Below are 25,455 nucleotides of genomic sequence, written 5' to 3' on the forward strand. Positions count from 1 at the left end.
AAACAAGCATACACAAAATAGCACGGTCGTTCAATTTTAATTTCCGAACATTTCCACGACCATGCGCAATGCGAATGCGGCCCCTGATCGCGCTGCATGGAGCCGGCGCTTCACCTCCGCACGGCACCCGCCCGCGATGCCGGTTAAGGCACTTGCGAGCCTGCGCGGGCGCGGTCCCCCCAGACCAGTATCGGACTTTATTTGACCGCCACGGGAAAATCGCCGGCGCAGACGCGGTAGACTCGCGGCTTTTCGTTTTTTGCCGCTGGCCTTCACGAGATGCCAGGCGGCGGAAGGTCCAGCGACCCTGATGTCTTCCCCAACCTCTTCCTCGCCCGAGCACGCTTCCCGGCCGCAGGCACACCAGCACCCGGTGGTCGAACACGACGACCTCAAGCGCAAGCTCAAGGCGCGCCACCTGACCATGATTGCCGTCGGCGGCGCGGTCGGCACCGGCCTGTTCGTGGCGTCGGGCGCGTCGATCGCGCAGGCCGGCCCGGGCGGCGCGCTGCTGATGTACATGCTGCTCGGCGTGATGGTCTATTGCCTGATGACCAGCCTCGGCGAGCTGGCGGTGCACATGCCGGTGGCCGGCTCCTTTGTCACCTACAGCGCGCTCTATGTCGACGAAGGCTTCGGCTTCGCGCTGGGCTGGAACTACTGGTTCAGCCTGGCGGTGACCATCGCCGTCGAACTGACCGCGGCGCAGCTGGTGATGCAGTACTGGTTCCCCGACGTGCCCGGGGTGCTGTGGAGCGCCGGCTTCCTGCTGCTGATGTTCGGGCTCAACGCGTTCTCGGTGCGCGGCTTCGGCGAGGCCGAATACTGGTTCGCGCTGGTCAAGGTGATCACCGTGGTGGTGTTCCTGGGCGTGGGCCTGCTGATGATCTTCGGCATCATGCAGGGCGGCCCGCAATCCGGCTGGCATAACTTCACCACCGGCGAGGCGCCCTTCGTCGGCGGCATCCCGGCGATGTTCGGCGTGGCCATGATCGCGGGCTTCTCCTTCCTCGGCACGGAAACCGTCGGCGTCGCCGCCGGCGAAGCCGAACGGCCCGCCATCACGATTCCGCGCGCGATCCGCCAGACCTTCTGGCGCATCCTGCTGTTCTACGTGCTGGCGATCCTGGTGATCGGCGTGCTGATCCCCTATACCGACCCCAACCTGCTGCGCAACGACGTGACCGACGTGGGCGTGAGCCCGTTCGCGCTGGTGTTCCGCCACGCCGGGCTGGCTTTCGCCGCCGGGCTGATGAACGCGGTGGTGCTGACCGCGCTGCTGTCGGCCGGCACCTCCAGCATGTACGTGTCGACGCGGATCCTGTACGGCCTCGCCGTCAGCCGCCGCGCCCCGCGCGTGTTCGCCCGGCTCACGCCGAACGGCGTGCCGTTCTACGCGCTGCTGGCGACCACCGGCATCGGCGCGCTGTGCTTCCTCAGCTCGCTGCTCGGCAACAAGACCGCCTACCTGTGGCTGCTCAACACCTCGGCCATGACCGGCTTTATCGCCTGGCTCGGCATCGCCGTCAGCCACTACCGCTTCCGCCGCGGCATGGCGCACCAGGGGCACGATGTCAGCAAGCTGGCCTATCGCTCGCCGCTGTATCCGTTCGGCCCGATCTTTGCCACGGTGCTGTGCCTGGTGATCATCGGCGGGCAGAATTACCAGGCTTTCGCCGACATCCCCAACCGCTGGCCGGAGATCGTCGCCACCTATATTGGCGTGCCGGTGTTCTTGGTGCTGTGGCTGGGGTATCGGCTGGTTACGGGGTCGCGGTTGATTGCGTATGAGGATATGCCGTTTGAGTTTCCGCAGCGAGGTGAGGACAGGCGCGAGAGGGAGGCGGCGTAAGGCGTTAAGGCGTAAGGCGGAAGGGAGGCGGCGATGCTTTTGAAGCGCTCGCTTCGTGGATGCGCCGGCCCTCTCCCCCGCCCCTCTCCCGCGGGCGGGAGAGGGGAGCACACAAGCGGTATAGCGCAGGGCGGCCCCAGGGCTACACCTCCAGCCACTCCTTCCTGACCTGCCCGTTCGCCTTCAGCTCGGCCGGCGTGCCCTCGAACACGATATGCCCGTGGCCCATGACGTAGACGCGCTGCGAGATATCCAGCGCGATCGCCAGCTTCTGCTCGATCAGCAGCACGGAAACGCCGCGCTCCTTCAGCGTCTTCAGGTAATCGCCCACCAGCGCCACGATCATCGGCGCCAGGCCTTCGGTGGGCTCGTCGATCAGGACCAGGTCAGGATCGCCCATCAGCGTGCGGCACAGCGTCAGCATCTGCTGCTCGCCGCCCGAGAGCACGCCGGCCGAGGTGTGCTCGCGCTCCTTCAGCCGCGGGAACATGTGGAACATGTCCTCCACCGACCAGCGCGGTTTCGGCTGGCGCGGATTGCGTTTCTCCCCCAGCAGCAGGTTCTGCCGCACCGTCAGCGTGGGAAAGATGTCGCGGTTCTCCGGCACGTAGCCGATGCCCAGGTGCGCGATCTCGAAGGTGCGCCGGCCGAGGATCTCTTCGCCGCGGAACTTCACTGACCCTTCGGCCTTGACCATGCCGAGGATGGCCTTGGCCATGGTCGAGCGCCCCACCCCGTTGCGTCCCAGCAGCGCCACGATCTCGCCCTCGTCGATATGCGCGTCGACGCCATGCAGGATATGGCTCTTGCCGTAATAGGCGTGCAGGCCCGTGACTTCCAGCATCCGCTTGCCCATCAATGCGCTCCTTCGGTGGTGGCTTCGTCGAGCGTGGTGCCCAGGTAGGCTTCCTTGACCTTGCGGTTGTTGCGGATCGCCTGCGGGGTGTCGGTGGCGATGACTTCGCCGTAGACCAGCACCGAGATGCGGTCGGCCAGCCCGAACACCACGCTCATGTCGTGCTCGACCATCACCAGCGTCTTGCCCACCGTGACCTTGCGGATCAGTTCGACCGCGTGGTCCGATTCCGAGCGGCTCATGCCCGCGGTGGGCTCGTCCAGCAGGATCACCTCGGCGCCGCCGGCGATGGTGATGCCGATCTCCAGCGCGCGCTGCTCGGCATAGGTCAACAGGCCGGCCTGGGTATCGCGGCGATGCTGCATGCCGATCAGCTCCAGCACGTCCTCGGCGCGCTCGCGCGCGTCGCGCAGGCCGGTGAGCCGGTGCCAGAACGAATACTTGTAGCCGAGCGACCACAGCACCGCGCAGCGCAGGTTCTCGAACACCGACAGCCGGTGGAAGATATTGGTGATCTGGAAGCTGCGCGACAGCCCCATGCGGTTGATGACGAAGGGCTGCAGCCCGCCGATCTCTTCGCCGTTCAGGCGCACCGTGCCGCTGCTGGGCGCGAAGCGGCCCGAGATCAGGTTGAAGGTGGTCGACTTGCCGGCCCCGTTGGGGCCGATCAGCGCATGGCGCTCGCCCTTCGGGATGCTCAGGTTCACGCCGCGGATGATCTCCGTCTGGCCGAACTTCTTGCGTACATCGGTCAGTTCCAGTGCCGCCGCGCTCATGCCCTGCCTCCTGCGATCTCTGCCTGCACCTTGTCCCATTGCGCGCGCGACGCGCGTACCGCGAGCCGCCACGCGGCCAGCCCGACCGCCCACAGTACCGCCGCCGCCAGCCACGGGGTCCAGGTCGCGGCATCGAAGCCGATGCCGAACAGCTTCATGGCGGTGCCATTGGCGCTGTCGACCTGGACCTTGTAGACCAGTTCGACCGTGACGATCATGGCCAGCAGCAGCACCACGCCGGCGCCGCCGGCACGCGCGTAGTACGGCAGCATGCGGCCGAGCTTGCCCTTGCCCAGCAGCGGCAGCTGCATCAGCAGCAGGCTGGCCAGGCCGCCCGGCACGAACATCACCATCAGCACGAAGAACAGCCCCAGGTAGAGCAGCCAGGCCTTGGTCAGGTCCGACAGCGCCACCGCGAACAGCACGAACACCACCGCGCCGATGATCGGCCCGAAGAACACCCCGGCGCCGCCGATGAACACCGCCAGCAGCACGCCGCCCGAACGCACCGCGCTGACGTTCTCGGCCGAGACGATTTCGAAGTTGATCGCCGCCAGCGCGCCGGAAATGCCGGCGAAGAACGCCGACAGGATCAGCACCAGGTAGCGCACGCGCTGGGTGTTGTAGCCGATGAACTCGACCCGCTCGGGGTTGTCGCGCACCGCGTTGGCAATGCGCCCCAGCGGGGTCTGGGTCCAGGCGTACATCGCCACCATCGACACCAGGCACCATGCCGCGATCAGGTAGTAGACCTGGCGCCCGGGCCCGAAGCTGATGCCCAGGAACGGGTCGCCGACCACGCGGTTGGTGGAAATGCCGCCCTCGCCGCCGAAGAACTCGGGGAACATCAGCGAGCTGGCAAAGACCATCTCGCCGATGCCCATGGTGATCATGGCGAAGGTGGTGCCGGCCTTCTTGGTGGTGACGTAGCCGAAGATAACGCCGAAGAAGGCGCCGGCCAGCCCGCCCACCAGCGGCAGCATCGACACCGGCAGCCACACCTTGCCGGCGCCGACCATGTTCAGCACGTGCACGGCGATAAAGGCGCCCAGCCCGGAATACACCGCATGGCCGAACGACAGCATGCCGGTCTGCCCCAGCAGCATGTTGTACGACAGCGCGAAGATGATCATGATGCCCATCTGCGACATCAGCGTGATGGCGAAGCCCCCGGTAAACACCAGCGGCAGCACCAGCATGATGAGGATCGTCAGGCTCCAGATGATCCAGCGCGCCAGGTTCAGCGGGCGGTAGCGCAGGGTGCGGCCGGTCGACACCGGCTCGCGCGGTTGTTGCATCGCTTGCTCCATGGCGTCAGCTCTCCCGGGTTCCCATCAGTCCACGCGGGCGGAAGATCAGCATCACCACCAGCAGCAGGTATGGCAGCACCGGCGCCACCTGGGCCACCGTCAGCTTCCACAGCGAATAGAACGGCGTGGCCTCGCTCACCGCCAGGCCCAGGCTGGTCATCAGGCCCGCCAGCGAGGCGTCGATGGTGACCGCGAAGGTCTGCAGCACGCCGATCAGGATCGACGCAATGAACGCGCCCACCAGCGACCCCATGCCGCCCACCACCGCGACCACGAACACGATCGAACCGACCGCCGCGGCCATCGACGGCTCGGTGACGAAGGCATTGCCGCCGATCACCCCGGCCAGCCCGGCCAGCGCGGCACCGCCGCCGAACACCATCATAAACACGCGCGGCACGTTGTGGCCCAGCGCCTCGACCATTTCCGGATGGGTCAGCGCAGCCTGGATCACCAGTCCGATGCGGGTGCGCGTCAGCACCAGGTAGATCGCCACCAGCATGCCCAGCGACACCAGCATCATGAAGGCGCGGTACTTGGGGAACGACGAGGTGAACACCGTGAACAACGGCCCGTCGAGCTCCGCGGGAATCCGGTACGGCACCGCCGCCAGGCCCCACACCAGCTTGACGCCCTCCTCGATCAGGTAGGCCAGGCCGAAGGTGAACAGCAGCTCGGCCACGTGGCCGTACTTGTGCACCGTGCGCAAGCCGAAGCGCTCCACCAGCGCGCCCGCGCCCGCCACCAGCAGCGGCGCGAAGATCAGCGCCGGCCAGAAGCCGATCTTGCTGGCGATGGTGTAGGCAAAGTAGGCGCCCAGCATGTAGAAGCTGGCATGGGCAAAATTGAGCACACCCATCATGCTGAAGATCAGCGTAAGGCCCGACGACAGCATGAACAGCAGCAGCCCGTAGCTGATGCCGTTCAGCAGTGAGATGACGAAGAATTCCACAGCGTGTCCTTCAAGCTGGTGCCGTCATGCGCGCGCATGCCGGCGACCGTCCGGGTCGATCGAGGGTGAGCGCCTCCGCCAGGGGCGGACATCGCCCCCGGACACTCCCCGTGGTGGTCTGAGACAAAGACCGGAATGTCGGCCGGAAAGACCGGAAGTATGCCGGCCGCGCGGCCACTTTGTCAGCGTGGCCGCGCGCCGCCGCCAGGATCAGCCTGGCCGCTTCATCTGGCAGGAGGTCGGCTGCGCCGATACGTACTGGTCCATCAGTGCGTTGGTCTTCCAGCCGTAGCCAGTGTTTTCCTGGTCGTACTTGATTTCCTTGCCGTCGACCTTGGTCCAGGTGGCAACCACCAGCGGCTGCTGTGCCTGGTGGTCGGTGTTGCGCATCTCGACCGTGCCGTTCATGCTGTCGACCTTGATGCCTTCCAGCGCCTTGGCCACCTTGACCGGGTCGGTCGAGTTGGTCTCCTTCATCGCCTTGCTGAGCATGGCAATGCCGGTGTACGAGGCCATCACGTAGAAGTCGTCGTTGTACTTCTTCTTGTAGCCCTCGATGATGTCGGCGCCGCGGAAGCCCTTGTTGTTGGGGTTGTAGTAGCCGACGTACTTGACGCGGTCGGCACCGGCGGCGCCCATCGCAGTCGGCACGCCGGTGGTGCCGGCGTAGTAGGTGTAGTAGTTGGTGGTGAGGCCGGCGTCCTTGCCCGCCTTGATCAGCAGCGCCAGGTCGCTGCCCCAGTTGCCCGTGATGACCGTATCGGCGCCCGAAGCCTTGATCTTGGCGGCATATGGCGCGAAGTCCTTGACCTGGGCCAGCGGGTGCAGGTCTTCACCGACGATCTGGACGTCGGGGCGCTTGCGCTTCAGGTAGTCCTTGGCGGCCTTGGCCACCTGGTGCCCGAACGAATAGTTCTGGTTGATCAGGTAGACCTTCTTGACGTTGGGGTCCTTGGCCAGGAAGGTGGTCAGCGCCTCCATCTTCATGTCCGAGTTGGCATCGAGCCGGAAATGCCAGTAGTTGCACTTGGCATTGGTCATGTCCGGGTCCACCGCGGCGTAGTTCAGGTAGATAATCTCCTTGCCGGGGTTGCGCTCGTTGTGCTTGGCCACCGCATCCTGCAGCGCCAGGCCGACCGACGAGCCGTTGCCCTGCACCACGTAGCGGATGCCCTGGTCGACCGCCTGCTTCAGGATGGTCAGGCTTTCCTGCGGCGACAGCTTGTTGTCGAAGCCCACCACCTCGAACTTGTGCGGACCGGCCCAGCCCTTCTGGTTGGCAACCTCGGCCACGTACTGCCAGCTCTTGAGCTGGTTCTGGCCAACCGGGGCCATCAGCCCCGAGAGCGGATCGATAAAGGCGATCTTCACCGTATCCGCGAGTGCGGACCCCGAAACCAGCGCAGAACCCAGTGCGGCAAACATGGCCACACCGGCCACCAGCGGACGCATTTTGGTCATACCTGTCTCCTTCACTCTTGTCGTGGCTTGTCGTTCGATCTCGTCGATGCGGCCGGCCGCGCCGTGCCGCAAGCTGGCCCGGCGCACCGGATGCGGGCCTGCCGGCCTCAGGCAGTCGGCAGCTTGTAGTCCTTGAACTGCTCGCGCAGCCGCAGCTTCTGCATCTTGCCGGTGGCGGTCAGCGGAATCTCGGTGACGAAGGCCACGTCGTCCGGAATCCACCACTTGGCAACCTTGCCTTCGAAGAACTGCAGCAGTTGCTCGCGGCTGACTTCGGCGCCGGGCTTCTTCACCACCACCAGCAGCGGGCGCTCGTCCCACTTGGGGTGGTAGGCGGAGATGCAGGCCGCCATATGCACGGCGGGATGCGCGGCGGCGACGTTCTCGATATCGATCGACGAAATCCATTCGCCGCCGGACTTGATCACGTCCTTGCTGCGGTCGGTGATCTGCATGAAGCCGTCGGCATCGATGGTGGCGACGTCGCCGGTCGGGAACCAGCCGTCGACCAGCGGGCTGGCGTCATTGCGGAAATAGCGGTCGATGATCCACGGCCCGCGCACCAGCAGGTCGCCGAAGGCCTTGCCGTCCCACGGCAGCTCCTTGCCCTCGCCGTCGACGATCTTCATGTCGACGCCGTAGATCACGCGGCCCTGCTTTTCCTGGATCTTGTGGCGCTCGGCGTCGGGCAGGTCGTGGTGCTTGGCCAGCAGCTTGCTGGCGGTGCCCAGCGGCGACATCTCGGTCATGCCCCAGGCGTGGATCACCTCCACGTCGAGCGCCTCGAGCGCGCGGATCATCGCCGGCGGCGCGGCCGAACCGCCGATCACGGTGCGGCGGAAGGTGGAGAACTTCAGCTGGTTCGCCTGCACGTGCTGCAGCAGGCCAAGCCACACCGTCGGCACGCCGGCGGAGAAGGTCACCTTTTCCTGCTCGAACAGTTCATAGAGCGAGGCGCCGTCCAGCTTCGGTCCCGGCAGCACCAGCTTGGCGCCGACCAGCGGCACCGAATACGGCAGGCCCCAGGCATTGACGTGGAACATCGGCACCACCGGCAGGATCACGTCGCTGGCGGAGCAGCCCAGCGCATCGGGCATGGCCGACGCATAGGAGTGCAGCACCGTCGAGCGGTGCGAATACAGCGCGCCCTTCGGATTGCCGGTGGTGCCCGAGGTGTAGCACAGGCTCGACGCGAGGTTTTCGTCGAACTGCGGCCATTCGTAGTTGCCGTCCTGGGCGTCGAGCAGCTCTTCGTAGCACAGCAGCGGCACCTTGGATTCCGCCGGCATGTGCGCACGGTCCGTCATCGCCACCCAGCCCTTGACATTGGGGCAATGCGGGGCGACGCCCTCCACCAGCGGCAGGAAGGTCAGGTCGAAAAAGATATAGCCGTCTTCCGCGTGGTTGACGATATAGGCAATCTGCTCGGGGAACAGGCGCGGGTTGACGGTATGGCAGACCGCGCCCATGCCGGACACGCCGTAGTAGATCTCCAGGTGGCGGTAGCCGTTCCAGGCCAGCGTGCCGACACGCTCGCCCTGCTTCACGCCGAGCGCGCCGAGCGCCTGCGCCAGCTTGCGGGCACGCAGCTCGCAATCGCGGTACGTATAGCGATGCAGGTCGCCCTCCGTGCGCCGCGAGACGATCTCGGTGCTGCCGTAATAACGCGCGGCGTGTTTGATGATGGAGGAAATGAGCAGCGGTGCGCTCATCATTTGACCCATCAATGCCATGAACCTGCCTCCTGAATGCTGTTCTGTTCCACCGAAAAAACGAACAACCGTACTATTTTTGGACGGTCGTTCGCATGTATGGCATCGGCAAAAGAAGCCGATCCGGTCGTGCACTGCCGTACTGTCGTCGCGTCGCTGTCGTCGGGGCCGCAATTCTGCGGAAGTCCATGCACCGGATTCATGGGCTAAGTGAAGGCTGGAAATAACCTTGCGGTGCATGGCGGCATGTCCGGGCCGGGCGCGTCTCGCGCCGCGGTCTGGTACCGTTGAGGACGTACAATACTGCGTGGCATGTTGCACCTCAACATGTCGTTTTCCCTAGCCACCATCGCATTTTCGTGCCTTCTGCATGCCGCGCCGCACCGCCTCAGACGCGTGCCGCGGCGGCCCGTCGAGCGCACCGAAAGCGCACTGCCACCTGGCGCCCGAGCGCCCCTACGCGATGCCAGATACGCCCCTGCCGCACGCTTCCCAACCCGGTCCTTCCGCCGCAACCACGCCCGCGACACTGCCGGCGCCATTCGCGACCGCGCCCGGCTTTGCCGAGCTGGGCCCGCAGTTCTTCACGCGCCTGCGTCCCACCCCGCTGCCGTCGCCGTACCTGGTCAGCGTGGCGCCGGCGGCCGCGGCACTGCTTGGCTGGGACGCCAGCGTCGGCAGCCAGCCGGACTTCATCGACACCTTCATCGGCAACCAGGTGCCGGACTGGGCCGATCCGCTGGCGACGGTCTATTCCGGCCACCAGTTCGGGGTCTGGGCCGGCCAGCTCGGCGACGGCCGCGCCATCCGCCTGGCGCAGGCGCAGACCGCCACCGGCCCGTGGGAGATCCAGCTCAAGGGCGCGGGCCTGACGCCGTATTCGCGCATGGCCGACGGGCGCGCGGTGCTGCGTTCGTCGATCCGTGAGTATCTTTGCTCGGAGGCCATGGCCGCGCTCGGCGTGCCGACCACGCGCGCGCTGGCGATCATGGGCTCCGACGCGCCGGTACGGCGCGAAACCATCGAGACCGCCGCGGTCGTGACCCGGCTGTCGCCCACCTTCATACGCTTCGGGCACTTCGAGCATTTCGCCGCGCATGACGACGTGGCGGCGCTGCGCAAGCTGGCGGACTTCGTCATCGACAACTTCATGCCGGCCTGCCGCGAAGATGGCCAGCCGTACCAGGCGCTGCTGCGCGAGGTCTCGCTGCGTACCGCCGACCTGATCGCGCACTGGCAGGCGGTTGGCTTCTGCCACGGCGTGATGAACACCGACAACATGTCGATCCTCGGCCTGACCATCGACTACGGCCCGTTCGGCTTCCTCGATGCGTTCGACGCCAACCATATCTGCAACCACTCCGACACGCAGGGCCGCTACGCCTACAGCCAGCAGCCGCAGGTCGCGTTCTGGAACCTGCACTGCCTGGCGCAGGCGCTGCTGCCGTTGTGGCTGGCGCCCGAACAGGCCGACCAGGAAAGCGCGCGCGACGCCGCCGTCGAAGCCGCGCGTGCCGCGCTGGACCCGTTCCGCGACCGCTACGCCGCGGCGTTCTTCCGCCACTACCGCGCCAAGCTGGGCCTGCGCCCGCCCGCCGGCGGCGACGACAAGACCGACGAGCCGCTGCTGACCAGCCTGTTCCAGCTGCTGCACGGCCAGCGCGTCGATTACACGCTGTTCTGGCGCAAGCTGTGCGGCATTTCGTCCACCGATGCCTCGCGCGATGGTCCGGTACGCGACCTGTTCCTCGACCGCGCCGCCTTCGACGCCTGGGTGGCCGACTACCGCGTGCGCCTGCGCGCCGAGCAATCGCACGATGCCGCGCGCGAACTGGAAATGCTGGCGGTCAACCCCAAATACGTGCTGCGCAACCACCTCGCCGAGACCGCCATCCGCCGTGCCCGCGACAAGGACTTCAGCGAGGTGGACCGGTTGCTGGCGGTGCTGTCGCGCCCGTTCGACGAACAGCCCGAAGCCGAGCACTACGCGGCGCTGCCGCCGGACTGGGCCGCCGGGCTGGAAGTCAGCTGCTCGTCCTGACCACCGCGGCCGGCCGCGACGCGCTGCGCGCTTGTGCAAGCTGGCGCGGGCCGGTGTAAGGTTCGCGCAGCGCCGGCGACCAACGCGGATGAACGCCTGACCGGCAACCGACTCCAAGCAACTCCGCGAGGACAACCATGACCACCACCAAGACCGACGCCGAGTGGCGTGCCCAACTCTCCGACATTGAATACCGCGTGACCCGCGAGGCCGCCACCGAGCGCCCGTTCACCGGGCGCTACTGGGACCACTGGGACCAGGGCATCTACCACTGCGTGGGCTGCGGCACGCCGCTGTTCGAGTCGGCCACCAAGTTCGATGCCGGCTGCGGCTGGCCCAGCTATTTCCGTCCGATCAACGGCGAGGTGATTGCCGAGCATGTCGACCACAGCCACGGCATGACGCGGATCGAAGTCCGCTGCAAGGAATGCGGCAGCCACCTCGGCCACGTGTTCGAGGATGGCCCGGCGCCGACCGGCCTGCGTTATTGCATCAACTCGGCTGCGCTAAAATTCGACGATCGTGATCCGGCGCAGCGTGCGGCGGATGATGCCCACGCTGGCGACGCGCCCAAACGCGACCCGCAGCCCTGAAGCCTGAATTGCCCGGCCGCCCGCGCCGGGCACAACCTGGACCCGCATGAAATTCCTGTTCGACCTGTTCCCGGTCATCCTGTTTTTTGCCGCATTCAAGCTGGCCGACATTTACACCGCCACCGCCGTGGCCATCGGCGCCACGGTGCTGCAGATCGGCTGGGTCTGGTTCCGGCACCGCAAGGTCGAGCCGATGCAGTGGGTCAGCCTGCTGATCATCGCGGTCTTCGGCGGCGCCACGCTGGTGCTGCACAACGAGACCTTCATCAAGTGGAAGCCGACCGTGCTGTACTGGCTGTTCGCGGCCGCGCTGCTGGGCTCGGTGCTGGTGTGGCGCAAGAACCTGATCCGCGCCATGATGGAAAAGCAGGTGTCCCTGCCGGATCCGGTGTGGGCGCGGCTGAATCTCGCGTGGGCCGGCTTCTTCGCCGCCATGGGCGTGCTCAACCTGTACGTGGCCTACCAGTTCTCGACCGAGGCCTGGGTCAACTTCAAGCTGTTCGGCAGCATGGGGCTGATGCTGGTCTTCATCGTCGCGCAAAGCGTCTGGCTGTCGCGCCATATGCCCGAAAACACCCAGGACTGACGGCGCCGCCGCGCCCTGTCCCGTTCCCACGAACCGAAGGAAAACCACCGATGGCAGCCGATCCCGCTACGATCGAGGCAATGCTGCGCGCAGCGCTCGCCCCCAGCCACCTGGCCGTGCGCGACGACAGTGCGCTGCACGCCGGCCACGCCGGCGCCGCGTCCGGCGGCGGACATTACGACGTGACAATCGTCAGCGAGCGCTTTGCGGGTCACAACCGGGTTGCCCGACACCGCATGGTGTATGATGCGCTGCGCGCTCTGTTCCCCACGCAGATCCACGCCCTCGCCGTGACTGCGTTCACCGACCAAGAGTACCAATCCCGCGCACAATCCCTCGCACCCTCACGCGATTCTTCCAGCAACTCTCAGACCTGATTCCATGAAGACCACCGTCCTCTCGTTCAGCCTGGCGGCTGTGCTTGCTGCCGGCAGCCTGCCGGCCATCGCCCAGAATGCCGCCGTCGTGAATGGCAAGGCCATTCCGTCGGCAAAGCTGGACAAGTTGATCGCCGGCACCGGCCAGCCCGACAGCCCGGAGCTGCGCACGCGCGCCCGCAACATGCTGATCGATCGCGAACTGCTCGTGCAGGAAGCCAACAAGCGCGGCCTGACCCAGCGCGACGACGTGCAGGAGCAACTGGAACAGGCACGCCTGAACGTGCTGGCCGGCGCGGTGTTCGAAGACTACGTCAAGACCCACGGCGCCAGCGACGCCGAGCTGCGCAAGCAATACGACAAGATCAAGTCGCAGTTCGGCAACGGCAAGGAATACCATGCCCGCCATATCCTGGTGGAAAAGGAAGCCGACGCCAAGGCCATCATCGCCAAGATCAAGGGCGGCGCCAAGTTCGAGGACCAGGCCAAGGCCGCGTCGAAGGACCCCGGCTCGGCCGCCAACGGTGGCGACCTGGACTGGGCCAACAGCAGCAGCTACGTGCCCGAGTTCTCGGCAGCCATGACCGGCCTGAAGAAGGGCCAGATGACCGACACCCCGGTCAAGACCCAGTTCGGCTGGCACATCATCGAGCTGGTCGACGTGCGCGACGCCAAGATCCCGTCGTTCGAAGAGGTCAAGCCGCAGCTGACGCAGATGCTGATGGGCGACCAGAACTGGCAGCGCGAGCAGTTCCAGGCCATGATGAAGGCCCTCAAGGACAAGGCCAAGATCCAGTAAGCCGCGGGCCGGTCGCCCCCGCCGGCCCTGCAGCCCTCAAGGATGCAGCGCGTGCAGACGACCGGCCGCTACTGGCAGCTCTGGCATCTCTCGTCCCGGGGCCTGTGCTATTGCGCACTGGCCTGGACCACCCTGGACGGCGCCGCCCCCGGCTGGCGCCGGCTCCATCCCCACCTCCCCTTGCGGGATCGGTATTCCCCGGAAAAGACCTTGCATGCGGTCGTGGCCTATCAACGGGCCAGCGGCACGCTGGTGCCTGCGCGCGGCTATGAGGGCGCGCGGATGCTGACGTATGCGTATGTGGCCTGGAGTTCGAGGCCGCGAGGTGCGGCTGCTACCTGACGCCTGGCTTTGTGGCTCGGGTGGATGTGGATATCGGGTGGGGGCGTTTGGGATTGAGGGCCTGACTTCGTTGATGCGCCGGCCCTCACCCCCGCCCCTCTCCCGCAGGCGGGAGAGGGGAGCAAACCCTCAGCGGCATCATTTTCCTTGGGCTTTCCAACTTCCGCTTGGGTACTCCCTCTCCCGCTTGCGGGAGAGGGTTGGGGTGAGGGCGGGAATCTCAACGAAGTGAAGGCTGTCGCTATTGCCACCGCCGGCCCTCTCCCCCGGCCCCTCTCCCGCAAGCGGGAGAGGGGAGCAAACCGGCAGCGGGATCAGCGCAGCCTTACCCCACCCACTTCCTCGCATTCCGGAACATCCGCATCCACGGGCTGCCGCCGTCGGCAACCTGCTTCCACGCATCCGGCGCCCAGCTCATGGTCGCGGCGCGGAACACGCGCTCGGGGTGCGGCATCAGCACGGTGAAGCGGCCGTCGACGGTGGTCACCGAGGTGATGCCGTCCGGCGAGCCGTTCGGGTTGAGCGGATAGGTCTGCGTGACCGCGCCGTAGTTGTCGACGAAGCGCAGCGCCACATGGGCCTGGTCGATATTGCCCTGCTGCGAGAAGTCGGCAAAGCCTTCGCCGTGCGCGACCACGATGGGGATGCGGCTGCCTTCCATGCCGGCGAAGAAGATCGACGGCGACGACTGCACCTCGACCGTGACATAGCGCGCTTCGTACTGCTCCGACTGGTTGCGCGTGAACTTGGGCCAGGCGCCGGCGCCCGGGATGATCGGAGCCAGGTTGCTCATCATCTGGCAGCCGTTGCACACGCCCAGCGCGAAGGTGTCCTGGCGGTTGAAGAAGGCCGCGAACTGCTCGGCCATCTGGGCGTTGAACAGGATGGTCTTGGCCCAGCCCTCGCCGGCGCCCAGCACGTCGCCGTAGCTGAAGCCGCCGCAGGCGACGAAGCCCTGGAAGTCAGCCAGGTTGGCGCGGCCCGCGATCAGGTCGCTCATGTGCACGTCGTGCGTGTCGAAGCCGGCGCGGTCCATGCTGTACGCCATCTCGATCTGCGAGTTGACGCCCTGCTCGCGCAGGATCGCCACGCGCGGACGCGCGCCGGTGGCGATGAACGGGGCGGCGATGTCCTGTGCCGGGTCAAACGTCAGCACCGGGCTGATGCCGGGGTCGGCGGCGTCGAGCAGGCGGTCGTATTCGCTGTCGGCGCAGGCCGGGTTGTCGCGCAGGCGCGCGATGCGCCAGCTGACTTCGCTCCAGTTGCGCTGCAGGTCGGTGCGCGACGCGCCGAAGACCTTCTTGGCGTCACGGTAGATCTCGACCTGGTCGGTGGTGTTGGGCTTGCCTACCACATGGCTGCACGCTGACAGCCCGGCCTCGCGCAGCACCGCGAACACGGCGTCGCGGTCTTCCATGCGCACCTGCACCACCGCGCCCAGCTCTTCCGAGAACAGCGCGCGCAGGGTCTGGTCGTTGCGGCGCTCGGCGATCTGCTGGGCCCAGTTCTTGGCGTCGCCGTAGTCCTGCTCCTGCTGCGGATCGAGCGCCAGCATGTCGACGTTGAGCGAGATGCCGCAATGGCCGGCAAAGGCCATTTCCGCCAGCGCCGCCATGAAGCCGCCGTCGGAGCGGTCGTGGTACGCCAGCAGCTTGCCGTCGCGGTTCAGGCGCTGGATCACGTTGAAGAAGTTCTTCAGGTCCTCGGCATTGTCGACGTCCGGCGCGCTGTCGCCCACCTGCTGCGTCACCTGCGCCAGGATGCTGCCGGCCATGCGGTTCTTGCCGCGGCCCAGGTCGATGGCGATCAGCACGGTGTCGCCGGCGTCGGTGCGCAGCTGCGGCGTCAGCGTGCGGTTGACGTCGTCCACCGCGGCAAAGGCCGAGATGATCAGCGACACCGGCGCGACCACTTCCTTGTCGACGCCGTTGTCCTGCCACTTGGTGCGCATCGACAGCGAATCCTTGCCCACCGGGATGCTGATGCCCAGCGCCGGGCACAGTTCCATGCCGACGGCGTGCACGGTGTCGTACAGCTTCGCGTCCTCGCCCTCGACGCCGCAGGCCGCCATCCAGTTGGCCGACAGCTTGACCTTGCCCAGGTCCTTGACCGGTGCCGCGGCCAGGTTGGTCAGCGCCTCGCCGATCGCCATGCGGCCCGAAGCCGGGGCATCGATCACCGCCAGCGGCGTGCGTTCGCCCATGGTCATCGCCTCGCCGGCGGTGCCCTGGTAGTCCAGCGTGGTCACGGCCACGTCGGCCACCGGCACCTGCCACGGGCCGACCATCTGGTCGCGCGCGTTCATGCCGCCGACGGTGCGGTCGCCGATGCTGATCAGGAACGACTTGCTGGCCACGGTCGGGTGGCGCAGCACGTCGCGCACGGCCTGCTCCAGGCTGATGCCGGTCACGTCCACCGCCGGCAGCGGCTGCTCGACGCGCCTGACGTCGCGGTGCATGCGCGGCGGCTTGCCCAGCAGCACGTCCATCGGCATGTTGACCGCGTAGTGCTCCTTGAGCGCGGCGTCGACGCTGGCGTCGACCAGCTGCAGCTGCTTCTCTTCAGTGGCGATGCCGACCACGGCGAACGGCGAACGCTCGCGCTCGCACATGGCCTGGAACTGCGGGAAGCTGTCCGGCGCGATCGCCAGCACATAGCGCTCCTGCGACTCGTTGCACCAGATCTCCGCCGGCGACAGGCCGGACTCTTCTAGGTGCACCTGGCGCAGGTCGAAGCGCGCGCCGCGGCCGGCGCCGTCGACCAGTTCCGGGAAGGCATTGGAGATGCCGCCCGCGCCGACGTCGTGGATCGACAGGATCGGGTTGGCGTCGCCAAGCTGCCAGCAGGCGTTGATCACTTCCTGCGCGCGGCGCTCCATCTCGGGGTTGCCGCGCTGGACCGAATCGAAGTCCAGGTCGGCGGTGTTGGTGCCGGTCGCCATCGAGCTGGCGGCGCCGCCGCCCATGCCGATGCGCATGCCCGGGCCGCCCAGCTGGATCAGCAGCGTGCCGGCCGGCAGCGGGTTCTTGTGCGTGTGCGAGGCATCGATATTGCCGATGCCGCCGGCGATCATGATCGGCTTGTGGTAGCCGCGCACGGTGCCGCCGACGTTCTGCTCGTAGACGCGGAAGTAGCCGCCCAGGTTGGCGCGGCCGAATTCGTTGTTGAAGGCGGCGCCGCCGAGCGGGCCGTCGATCATGATCTGCAGCGGCGAGGCGATGCGGTCCGGCTTGCCGGTCACGCCGGGCTTGTGGTCGGGGTTGCGGTGCGCCACCGGCTGGGCCGCGTCGCGGTCGTTTTCCCATGACTCGACCGCGTCGGGCAGCATCAGGTTGGACACCGTGAAGCCGGTCAGGCCGGCCTTGGGCTTGGCGCCGCGGCCGGTCGCGCCCTCGTCGCGGATTTCACCGCCGGCGCCGGTGGAGGCGCCCGGGAACGGCGAGATCGCGGTCGGGTGGTTGTGCGTCTCGACCTTCATCAACGTATGCGTCAGCGCCTGGTGGCGGCCGTACTTGTGGTCGTCGCCGCGCGGGAACCAGCGCTCGGCCACGTCGCCTTCCATCACCGCCGAGTTGTCCGAATAGGCCACGATCGAGCCCTGCGGATTGAGCTGGTGCGTATTGCGGATCATCGCGAACAGCGACTTGTCCTGCTGCACGCCGTCGATGGTCCAGGTGGCGTTGAAGATCTTGTGGCGGCAGTGCTCGCTGTTGGCCTGCGCGAACATCATCAGCTCGACGTCGGTCGGGTTGCGCTGCAGCCTGGCGTAGGCGTCGACCAGGTAGTCGATCTCGTCCTCGGACAGCGCCAGGCCCATCTCGACGTTGGCCGCGGCCAGCGCGCTGCGGCCGGCGGAGATGTCGATAAAGCGCAGCGGCTTGGCCGGCAGCTCCTGGAACAGGCCGGCGGCATCGTCACGCGACGCGACCACGGTCTCGGTCATGCGGTCGAACAGGTGCGCGGCGACCGCGGCGCGGGTGTCCGCGTCCAGCGACTTGCGCCCGCGCAGCAGGCCCTTCTTGCAGACCACGGTGATTTCGATGCCGCGCTCGATGCGGTGGATATGCGTGAGGCCGCAGTTGTGGGCGATGTCGGTGGCCTTGCTGGCCCACGGCGAGATCGTGCCGAAGCGCGGGATCACCACGAAGCGGTCGCCCTCGGGCTGCTCGGCGAACGGTGCGCCATAGGTCAGCAGCGCCGCCACGCGCGACTGGTCGTCGGCCGACAGCGGCGTCTGCGCATCGACGAAATGCAGGAACTGGCCGTGCACCGACTCGATATCGGCGTCGATTTGCCGGAGAGCGGTGAGCAGGCGTTGCTGACGGAAGGCGGAAAGCGCCAAAGCGCCGGGGAAGCACGAGAAATGCGCCATGATCGTAGCGGTCAGGGAGGCGAGAGGTAGGGGCTGCAGCATGGCCGGCACCGCTGCATGGGGTGCCGGCTGGCGGGAAACCGCTATTGTACCTTGCCGCGCCCCGCTTTTTGCACTGCGACATCACGGCTGCGCTGTGTCAGCCTCGAGCGTGATAATGCTTATGCATCACTTGGAGGCGATGCGCGCGTCAGAGTGACGTTGCCGAGCGCGCGGCCTGCTCGTACAGGCCGGTCAGCACCCGCATCAGCCGGGCCAGCTCGCCGATCTCGGCATTCTCTTCGCTGCCTGCGGTGAAATTGCTGGTCAGGCATTGCTCGCGGATCTCGCGGTAGCGCGAACAGGCCTCGGCGCCGGCCTCGGTGGTCGAGTACGTCGCCTCCTTGCCCACGCGCTCCCCGCTCACCAGCCCCAGTCCCTGCAGCTTCTTCAGCGCATAGGTGACCAGGTGCGTGTCTTCCACATTGAGCACGAAGCAGATATCGGCGAGCCGCTTGGGCCGGCCGCGGTGGTTGACGTGGTGCAGCACCAGCACATCCAGGAAGGTCAGGTCGCGCACGCCGGCCGCGCCCATGCAGCGCACCACCCAGCGGCTGTAGGCGTTGTAGGCGGTGTTCAGGCCGAACTCGAATTCCGACAACTCGGGGCTGCGCACCGACACCAGGTGCGACGACGACACGATATTCGCGCCGGCGGCGCGCGACAGCGCGGTGGCGTGTCTGCCGGCAGGGACATCGGCGGTAGCCGCGGCGGGCGCGCTTTCGGCTGGCTTGCGTGACATGCGGGAGATTCCTTTCAATGGGGGGCTGCGCACACCGCGTACAGGCGGTTCATGGCGCCGGATTTCACCGGGCCGACCACGGTGGCAGGGGCTTTTAGCCTGGCAGTTTATCGGTGAATTACCACGAACAAAACGACATTTCGCCCCCCGCCCGGCCAGGGTATCGAATCGTGCACACCGCGTTTCGGACGCTTCTCAGACGGGCCGGAGACGCTATACTGTATATCCATACAGTATCGACCCCGAGCCCCCATGTCGCCCGAACCTGCAAACTGCCCCCTCTGCGGCGCTGCTGCCGAGCGCACGCGCGCCGCGCCCCGCGGCTACCTCTACCTCTGCCCCGGTTGCGGCGCCTATCACATCAGCCGCAGCGCCCTGGCTTGCCGCCAGGACATTCCGGCATCCGCCAGGCACGATGTCCGGCTGCTGCGCGCCTATGGCCATCAGCCGCAGATCGAGGTCTGCCGGGACGGCGTGCGCATCGTGCCCGGGCGGAGGTGAGCATGGGCAACAGCAAGCGGGCGGCGGCCTGCCACCTGCCGGCCGCCACGCCCGGGTATCCGGTGCCGGGGGCGAACGGCATCCTGGCGCAAGTGCAGGGCCACCATGTCGCCGCCGCGCTGCAGACCCTGCCGCGCGCCACGGCAGACGCGCCCAATCACCATGAAGTGCTGGTCGAAGCGGGCCATCTCGGCACGGTCCGGCTGTTTATCGTGAAGAAACTCGCGCGCCATAACCGGCACAGCCACTATTACTGGTCGGCCTACCGCGCGGAACCGGCCTGAAGCCAGGCCGGCCGGCAGCGTGCCTGGCCCCTGCCGACAATCAGCGTAAGATGGCCCCACCGTGCCTTGACGGGTTCCCCCCACTGCCGGAGCAGACATGCGACTTGCTGATTTCATCTTGCGCGACATGAGCCGCATCCTGACGGAATGGGAGGCGTTTGCCGCCACCCAGCTGCCGGCCGCCAGACACATGGATTCACTCGCGCTGCGCAATCACGCGGTGCATATCCTGCGCGCCGTGGCCAAGGACCTGGCGACCCCGCAAACCCGCCACGCCCAGCGTGAAAAATCGATGGGGCGGGCGCCGCGCCTGGCCAGTGCACCGGAAACCGCGGCCCAGACCCACGCGCTGCTGCGGGCGCGCCACGGCTTCAACATCAACCAGATGGTCGGCGAGTACCGGGCCCTGCGCGCCAGCGTGCTGCGCCTGTGGATCGATGGCTGCCATCCGGAGCCGCCGGATCTCGATGACATGATCCGTTTCAACGAGGCCATCGACCAGGCCGTCGCGGAATCGGTGGACTATTTCGATGCGCAGGTCGAGCAGGCGCGCAACCTGCTGCTCGGCATGCTCGGGCACGACATGCGCAGCCCGCTGCAGACCATCCAGACCACCGCCCAATACCTGGCCGCGCTGAATGCCGGCGAGAAAGTATCGGAAGCCGCCACCCGGCTCATCCGCAGCGGCGCCCGCATGCATTCGCTGCTGGACGACCTGTGCGATTTCAACCGGACCAAGCTTGGCCTGGGCATCAATATCGCGCCGGCCGCGATCGACCTGGCGCAGGTATTCGGCGATGCCGTGGACCAGCTGCGCGCCGCCCACCCGGACCACCGCATCGAATTCGCGGTCGATGGCAACGTGCAAGGTGTCTGGGACGGCCTGCGGCTGCAGCAGCTGCTTTCCAACCTGGTCACCAATGCGGTCACGTACGGCGCGGCGGACACGCCGGTCCGCGTGGCCGTGACGGGCGACGATGCACAGGTCCGCGTCGCGGTCTGGAACAGCGGCGCGCCGATCGATCCGCCGACATTGAGCCAGATCTTCGACCCGCTCAGGCGCGGCGAGGATCCGCACGACAGGAATGCCCCGGGCCTGGGGCTCGGGCTGTATATCGCCAGCGAGATCGCCAAGGCCCACCACGGGTCCATCGAAGCCCGCTCGGATGCGGCCGGGACCGTGTTCGAGGTATGCCTGCCGCGCCATGCCGGTGCTACCAGCGGCCCGCGCGCCCTCACATAGAGGCCATCCCTATCTGTCACCTTGCAGGGCTTCTTGCTACCCTTGAGGTTCCCAGGCTGCCCCTCCGGCGACTGCGCGGGCCGGCTCGGCGGCATTGCCCGCCCTGCCCGCGCGCGCTGCGCGCGCATCCGCCCCCATTTGCCAACCCATGCCATTGATGCTTCCCGACCTCGATACCCTCAACGCCCGCCTGCGCGACGGCACCACCAGCCGCGCGCAGATCGTCGAGCAGGCCGCGGCCCAGGCGGCCACGCCGGCGGCCGCGGCCGTGTTCCTGCACAGCACCTTCGAGGCCGCCGCGCAGGTGGCGCGCGCCGCCGATGCCGCCAGCCGGGCCGGCAAGGCGCTGCATCCGCTGGCGGGCCTGCCGGTCTCGGTCAAGGACCTGTATGACGTGGCCGGCGAGGTCACCCGCGCGGCCTCGCTGGTGCGCGCCGACGCCGCGCCGGCCGCCGCCGACGCCCCGGTGGTGGCGCGGCTGCGCGCGGCCGGCGCAGCGCTGGTCGGGCGCACCAATATGACCGAATTCGCGTTCTCGGGCGTGGGCATCAACCCCCATTACGGCACGCCCGCCAATCCGGCCGGCGGCGACGGCGCCGCGCGCATCCCGGGCGGGTCGTCGTCCGGCGCCGCGGTATCGGTGGCGCTGGGGCTGGCGGTGGCCGCGCTGGGCAGCGACACCGGCGGTTCGATCCGCATCCCGGCCGCGCTGTGCGGCATCACCGGCTTCAAGCCGACCGCGCGGCGCGTGCCGCTGGCCGGCGCGTTCCCGCTGTCGTACACGCTCGACACCGCCTGCGCCATGGCGCGCACGGTCGGCGACTGCATTGCGGTGGACAGCGTGATTGCCGACAGCGCGGTGCTGCCGCGCGTGACCGACCCCGCCGCGACGCGGCTGGCGATCCCGCGCCAGCTGCTGCTGGACGATCTCGACCCCGTGGTGGCGCGCGCCTTCGACCGCGCGCTGGGCCGGCTGTCGGCCGCCGGCGTGCGGCTGGAGCATGTCGACCTGCCCGAACTCGGCGAACTGGCCGCGCTGAACGCGCAGGGCGGCTTCAGCGCGGCCGAGGCCTATGCCATCCACCGCCACCTGCTGGCGTCCCGCCGCGACCGCTACGATGCGCGCGTGGCATCGCGCATCGACCGCGGCGCCGGCATCAGCGCCGCCGACTATATCGACCTGGGCCGCGCGCGGCTGGACTGGATCGCCCGCATGGAAGCGCGGCTGGCCGGCTTCGACGCCGTGGTCTGCCCCACCGTGCCGCTGGTGGCGCCCGAAATCGAGCCGCTGCGCACCGATGACGCGCACTTCTTCCGCGTCAATGCCCTGCTGTTGCGCAATACCTCCGCCTTCAATTTCTTCGATGGCTGCTCGGTGTCGATGCCCTGCCACGCGCCGGACGAGCTGCCGGTGGGACTGATGCTGTCGCACGGACCGATGCGCGACGCCGCGCTGCTCGGCACGGCGCTTGCATTGGAGCGCATCGTGCAACCCGGCGTGCAGCCCATGGTGTAGTCCTCAGCGCGCGACGACCGAGCCCGCCGCGCCGTTGATCTTGCGCCATGCGCGCCCGGCAGCCGGGCCTGCGCGTGGCACCAGGTAGTACGCAACCCGCTGTACAACCGCGCCCCCGCGCGCACACCAGGAGAGATCGAGATGCGAGTCCAGGCAATGATCGCGGCCACGCTGATGCTGGCCGCCGTGGCGGCACAGGCGGACACCAAGTGGGACCTGCCCACCGGCTACCCCGTCGCCAACCTGCACACCGAGAACCTGCAGCAGATGGCCAGCGACGTCGACAAGGCCACCGGCGGCAAGCTCAAGATCGTGCTGCATCCCAACGGGTCGCTGCTCAAGGCCAACGAGATCAAGCGCGGCGTGCAGACCGGCCAGGTGCAGATGGGCGAGATCCTGATGTCGCTGCTGGCCAACGAGAACCCGGTGTTCGGCGTCGACGCGGTGCCGTTCCTGGCCACCAGCTATGCCGATGCCTACAAGCTGTGGCAGGCGTCGCGCCCGGTCACCGAAAAGGTGCTGGACAAGCAGGGGCTCAAGCTGCTGTATGCGGTGGCCTGGCCGCCGCAGGGCATCTACGCCAACAAGCCGATCAATTCCGCCGCCGACATGAAGGGCCTGAAGTGGCGCGCCTACAATCCCGCCACCTCGCGCATCGCCGAACTGGTCGGTGCCCAGCCCGTGACCATCCAGGCCGCCGACCTGGCGCAGGCGCTGGCCACCGGCACTGTCAACTCCTTCATGTCGTCGGGCGCAACCGGCGTCGACACCAAGGTGTGGGAGAGCGTGAAGTATTTCTACGCCGTCGATGCCTGGCTGCCCAAGAACATGCTGGTGGTCAGCAAGAAGGCCTTCGCGGCGCTGGACAAGCCCACCCAGGACGCGCTGCTCAAGGCCGTCGCCGACGCCGAGAAGCGCGGCTGGCAGGTATCCGAGCAGAAGACCAGGGAATACCTGGCGACGCTGGCCAAGAACGGCATGACGGTGCAGCCGCCCTCGCCGCAGCTCAAGGCGGACATGCAGAAGCTGGGCCAGACCATGGTGGACGACTGGGCCAAGAGCGCGGGCCCTGACGGCAAGGCCATCCTCGACGCCTACCGCAAGTAAGCCCGCGGCACCGCATCCACCGACCTCGAGCGCCCTGCAGCGCGGCCGCGCCGGCCGCCATGCGGGGAGGCCATCCTTCCCTTGCGCCGGCCATCATGCCAACTGCCCCCTCCTCCAAGCGCTGGCTCGACCGCCTGCTGGACCTGTTCGCCGCGCTCGGCGCGCTGTGCATCCTCGCCGTCTGCGCGATCATGATCCTGATGTCGCTATCGCGTGAAACCTCGGTGATCTTCAAGGGCGGCGACGACATCGTGGCCTGGCTGTGCGCCGCCTCTGCCTTCCTGGTGCTCGGCCAGACCTTCCAGCATGGCGGCATCGTGCGCGTGGAGATGCTGCTGGGCGCGGTCGGGCCGCGCCGGCGCTGGCTGCTGGAGCTGGTCTCGCTGAGCGTGTGCCTGCTGTTCGCCGCCTATGCGGCCTGGGCGCTGGGCACCTTTGCGTGGCAGAGCTGGGAGATCGGCGATGTCTCGCAGGGCCAGATCGTGATTCCGTTGTGGATACCGCAAAGCTTCGCGGTGCTGGGCTGCACCGGTTTCCTGCTGGCGGTGGCGGATGAATGGCTGCGCGTGGTGCGGCGGCAGAAGCCGCGCTACCAGCTGGCCCAGGAAGCCAAGCTCGCCGCCGGCGATTTCGGGGAGACGGTCTGATGAGCACGGTCGTGGTTGCCCTGATCCTGCTGCTGGTGTTGATCGTCTTCCTCGCGCTGGGCGCGTGGATTCCCGTGGCCATCGCGGTCACGTCGTGGGTCGGGCTGGTGGTGTTCTCGGACCGCGAGGCGCTGGTCAGCCTGGCCAATGCGTGGTGGTCGTCGAGCGCCTCGTACACGCTGGCATCGCTGCCGCTGTTCGTGTGGATGGGCGAGATCCTGTTCCGCACCAGGCTGTCGGAGCAGATGTTCAGCGGGCTGTCGCCCTGGCTGAGCTGGCTGCCCGGGCGGCTGATGCACGTCAATATCCTGGGCTGCGGCATCTTCGGCTCGGTGTCGGGCTCGTCGGCGGCCACCTGCGCCACCATCGCCAAATCGGCGCTGCCGGAACTGACCCGGCGCGGCTACGACGAACGCGTCACGCTGGGTTCGCTGTCGTGCGCCGGCACGCTCGGCATCCTGATCCCGCCGTCGATCACGATGGTGGTGTACGCGGTCTCGGCGGACGTGTCGATCATCCGCGTTTTCCTGGCCGGCTTCATCCCGGGGCTGCTGCTGATGCTGCTATTCTCGGGCTACATCGTGGTGTGGGCGCTGGCCAACCCGGACAAGACCCCGGCGTCGGAGCATTTCGGCTGGCGCGCCCGGCTGGCGTCGATCCGGCAGCTGTTGCCGTGCATCGTGCTGATCGCCTTCATCACCTGGATCATGGTGACCGGCTACGCCACCGCCACCGAAGCCGCCGCCTATGGCGTGGTGGCGTCGCTGGCGCTGGCCTGGGCCGGCGGCTCGCTCACGCGCGCGGCATTCTGGGACAGCCTGATGTCGGCCACGCGGCTGACCGCGATGATCATGTTCGTGCTGGGCGCCACCTCGTTCCTGTCGGTGACCATGAGCTTTACCGGCATCCCGCGCGCGCTGGCCGAATGGGTGGCGGCGCTGCAGCTGTCGCCGTGGGCGCTGATCGCGGTGCTGACGGTGATCTACATCGTGCTGGGCACGGCGCTGGACGGCATCTCGATGATTGCGCTCACCACCGCCACGGTGCTGCCGATGGTGCAGGCGGCCGGCTTCGACCTGGTCTGGTTCGGCATCTTCATCGTGCTGCTCGTGGAGATTGCCGAAGTGACGCCGCCGGTGGGCTTCAACCTGTTCGTGCTGCAGAGCATGACCGGCAAGGACAGCAACTACATCGCGCGGGTCTCGCTGCCCTTCTTCATGATGATGGTGGTGGCGATCGCCATCGTCACGATCTGGCCGGCCGTGGTGACCTGGCTGCCGGACCTGGTCATGCAGCAGGAAGTCAAATAGCATGGGCGGATACCGCAACGGATTCGCACGGAGGCTG

At 67.4% G+C, this 25,455-nt stretch carries 21 protein-coding genes; 13 read left to right on the forward strand and 8 right to left on the reverse strand.

Translation table 11 applies throughout. The features are described 5' to 3' along the window. The first annotated feature begins 310 nt into the window (after positions 1–310). Positions 311–1,852, forward strand: a complete 1,542-nt coding sequence (locus LIN44_RS10620; protein ID WP_227312057.1) for an amino acid permease — start codon at positions 311–313, stop codon at positions 1,850–1,852. Between the two features lie 142 nt (positions 1,853–1,994). Here LIN44_RS10620 and LIN44_RS10625 read toward each other — a convergent pair whose 3' ends face one another. The 6 genes from LIN44_RS10625 to LIN44_RS10650 all read right to left on the reverse strand — a co-directional run bounded on the left by LIN44_RS10625 (position 1,995) and on the right by LIN44_RS10650 (position 8,940). Beyond that, positions 1,995–2,708: an ABC transporter ATP-binding protein gene (locus tag LIN44_RS10625; protein WP_227312058.1), complete on the reverse strand. Its 714-nt coding sequence runs from the start codon at positions 2,706–2,708 to the stop codon at positions 1,995–1,997. Beyond that, the gene (locus LIN44_RS10630; protein ID WP_062799147.1) at positions 2,708–3,484 is read right to left on the reverse strand and encodes an ABC transporter ATP-binding protein; all 777 of its coding nucleotides are present in this window, start codon (positions 3,482–3,484) and stop codon (positions 2,708–2,710) included. The genes LIN44_RS10625 and LIN44_RS10630 overlap by 1 nt, the downstream gene beginning before the upstream one ends. Then, the gene (locus LIN44_RS10635) at positions 3,481–4,794 is read right to left on the reverse strand and encodes a branched-chain amino acid ABC transporter permease (protein ID WP_227312059.1); all 1,314 of its coding nucleotides are present in this window, start codon (positions 4,792–4,794) and stop codon (positions 3,481–3,483) included. Before LIN44_RS10635 ends, LIN44_RS10630 begins: the two co-directional genes overlap by 4 nt. 4 nt (positions 4,795–4,798) lie before the next feature. Continuing rightward, complete coding sequence (locus LIN44_RS10640) at positions 4,799–5,746, reverse strand: branched-chain amino acid ABC transporter permease (RefSeq protein WP_062799143.1); 948 nt, start codon at positions 5,744–5,746, stop codon at positions 4,799–4,801. A gap of 210 nt (positions 5,747–5,956) precedes the next feature. After that, complete coding sequence (locus LIN44_RS10645) at positions 5,957–7,207, reverse strand: branched-chain amino acid ABC transporter substrate-binding protein (RefSeq protein WP_227312060.1); 1,251 nt, start codon at positions 7,205–7,207, stop codon at positions 5,957–5,959. 107 nt (positions 7,208–7,314) lie between these two features. Continuing rightward, complete coding sequence (locus tag LIN44_RS10650; protein ID WP_227312061.1) at positions 7,315–8,940, reverse strand: 3-(methylthio)propionyl-CoA ligase; 1,626 nt, start codon at positions 8,938–8,940, stop codon at positions 7,315–7,317. 442 nt (positions 8,941–9,382) lie between these two features. On the opposite strand from LIN44_RS10650, the gene LIN44_RS10655 reads away from it, so the two are divergent. The 5 genes from LIN44_RS10655 to LIN44_RS10675 all read left to right on the forward strand — a co-directional run bounded on the left by LIN44_RS10655 (position 9,383) and on the right by LIN44_RS10675 (position 13,315). Continuing rightward, entirely contained in the window at positions 9,383–10,960 is a 1,578-nt protein-coding gene (locus LIN44_RS10655) for a YdiU family protein (protein ID WP_227312062.1), read from the forward strand. A 137-nt stretch (positions 10,961–11,097) separates the two neighbouring features. Next, entirely contained in the window at positions 11,098–11,553 is a 456-nt protein-coding gene (msrB, locus tag LIN44_RS10660; protein WP_227312063.1) for a peptide-methionine (R)-S-oxide reductase MsrB, read from the forward strand. 46 nt (positions 11,554–11,599) lie between these two features. Next, complete coding sequence (locus tag LIN44_RS10665) at positions 11,600–12,139, forward strand: septation protein A (RefSeq protein ID WP_012352729.1); 540 nt, start codon at positions 11,600–11,602, stop codon at positions 12,137–12,139. Between the two features lie 50 nt (positions 12,140–12,189). Further along, positions 12,190–12,516: a BolA family transcriptional regulator gene (locus tag LIN44_RS10670; protein WP_227312064.1), complete on the forward strand. Its 327-nt coding sequence runs from the start codon at positions 12,190–12,192 to the stop codon at positions 12,514–12,516. A 4-nt stretch (positions 12,517–12,520) separates the two neighbouring features. Beyond that, a complete protein-coding gene (locus LIN44_RS10675) occupies positions 12,521–13,315 on the forward strand; it encodes a peptidylprolyl isomerase (protein ID WP_062799127.1) in 795 nt (264 codons plus the stop codon). Positions 13,316–13,982: 667 nt separating this feature from the next. On the opposite strand, the gene purL is transcribed toward LIN44_RS10675, so the two are convergent. Continuing rightward, the gene (gene purL / locus LIN44_RS10680) at positions 13,983–18,029 is read right to left on the reverse strand and encodes a phosphoribosylformylglycinamidine synthase (RefSeq protein ID WP_227314377.1); all 4,047 of its coding nucleotides are present in this window, start codon (positions 18,027–18,029) and stop codon (positions 13,983–13,985) included. Positions 18,030–18,219: 190 nt separating this feature from the next. Next, on the reverse strand, positions 18,220–18,810 hold the full coding sequence (locus LIN44_RS10685) for a winged helix DNA-binding protein (RefSeq protein WP_227312065.1): 591 nt from the start codon (positions 18,808–18,810) through the stop codon (positions 18,220–18,222). 252 nt (positions 18,811–19,062) lie between these two features. Here LIN44_RS10685 and LIN44_RS10690 point away from each other — a divergent pair, with 252 nt between their 5' ends. The 7 genes from LIN44_RS10690 to LIN44_RS10720 all read left to right on the forward strand — a co-directional run bounded on the left by LIN44_RS10690 (position 19,063) and on the right by LIN44_RS10720 (position 25,418). Next, entirely contained in the window at positions 19,063–19,311 is a 249-nt protein-coding gene (locus tag LIN44_RS10690; RefSeq protein ID WP_227312066.1) for a hypothetical protein, read from the forward strand. Between the two features lie 2 nt (positions 19,312–19,313). Next, the gene (locus tag LIN44_RS10695) at positions 19,314–19,595 is read left to right on the forward strand and encodes a hypothetical protein (RefSeq protein ID WP_227312067.1); all 282 of its coding nucleotides are present in this window, start codon (positions 19,314–19,316) and stop codon (positions 19,593–19,595) included. A gap of 97 nt (positions 19,596–19,692) precedes the next feature. Further along, positions 19,693–20,838 (forward strand): sensor histidine kinase, encoded by a 1,146-nt coding sequence (locus LIN44_RS10700; RefSeq protein WP_227312068.1) that lies wholly within the window; start codon positions 19,693–19,695, stop codon positions 20,836–20,838. A 148-nt stretch (positions 20,839–20,986) separates the two neighbouring features. Next, complete coding sequence (locus tag LIN44_RS10705) at positions 20,987–22,354, forward strand: amidase (protein WP_227312069.1); 1,368 nt, start codon at positions 20,987–20,989, stop codon at positions 22,352–22,354. Between the two features lie 141 nt (positions 22,355–22,495). After that, the gene (locus tag LIN44_RS10710; RefSeq protein WP_227312070.1) at positions 22,496–23,461 is read left to right on the forward strand and encodes a TRAP transporter substrate-binding protein; all 966 of its coding nucleotides are present in this window, start codon (positions 22,496–22,498) and stop codon (positions 23,459–23,461) included. A 95-nt stretch (positions 23,462–23,556) separates the two neighbouring features. After that, positions 23,557–24,108: a TRAP transporter small permease subunit gene (locus LIN44_RS10715; RefSeq protein ID WP_227312071.1), complete on the forward strand. Its 552-nt coding sequence runs from the start codon at positions 23,557–23,559 to the stop codon at positions 24,106–24,108. Then, complete coding sequence (locus LIN44_RS10720) at positions 24,108–25,418, forward strand: TRAP transporter large permease (protein WP_227312072.1); 1,311 nt, start codon at positions 24,108–24,110, stop codon at positions 25,416–25,418. The genes LIN44_RS10715 and LIN44_RS10720 overlap by 1 nt, the downstream gene beginning before the upstream one ends. Positions 25,419–25,455 lie beyond the last annotated feature (37 nt).

The sequence above is a fragment of the Cupriavidus sp. MP-37 genome, from assembly GCF_020618415.1.
Classification (GTDB): domain Bacteria; phylum Pseudomonadota; class Gammaproteobacteria; order Burkholderiales; family Burkholderiaceae; genus Cupriavidus.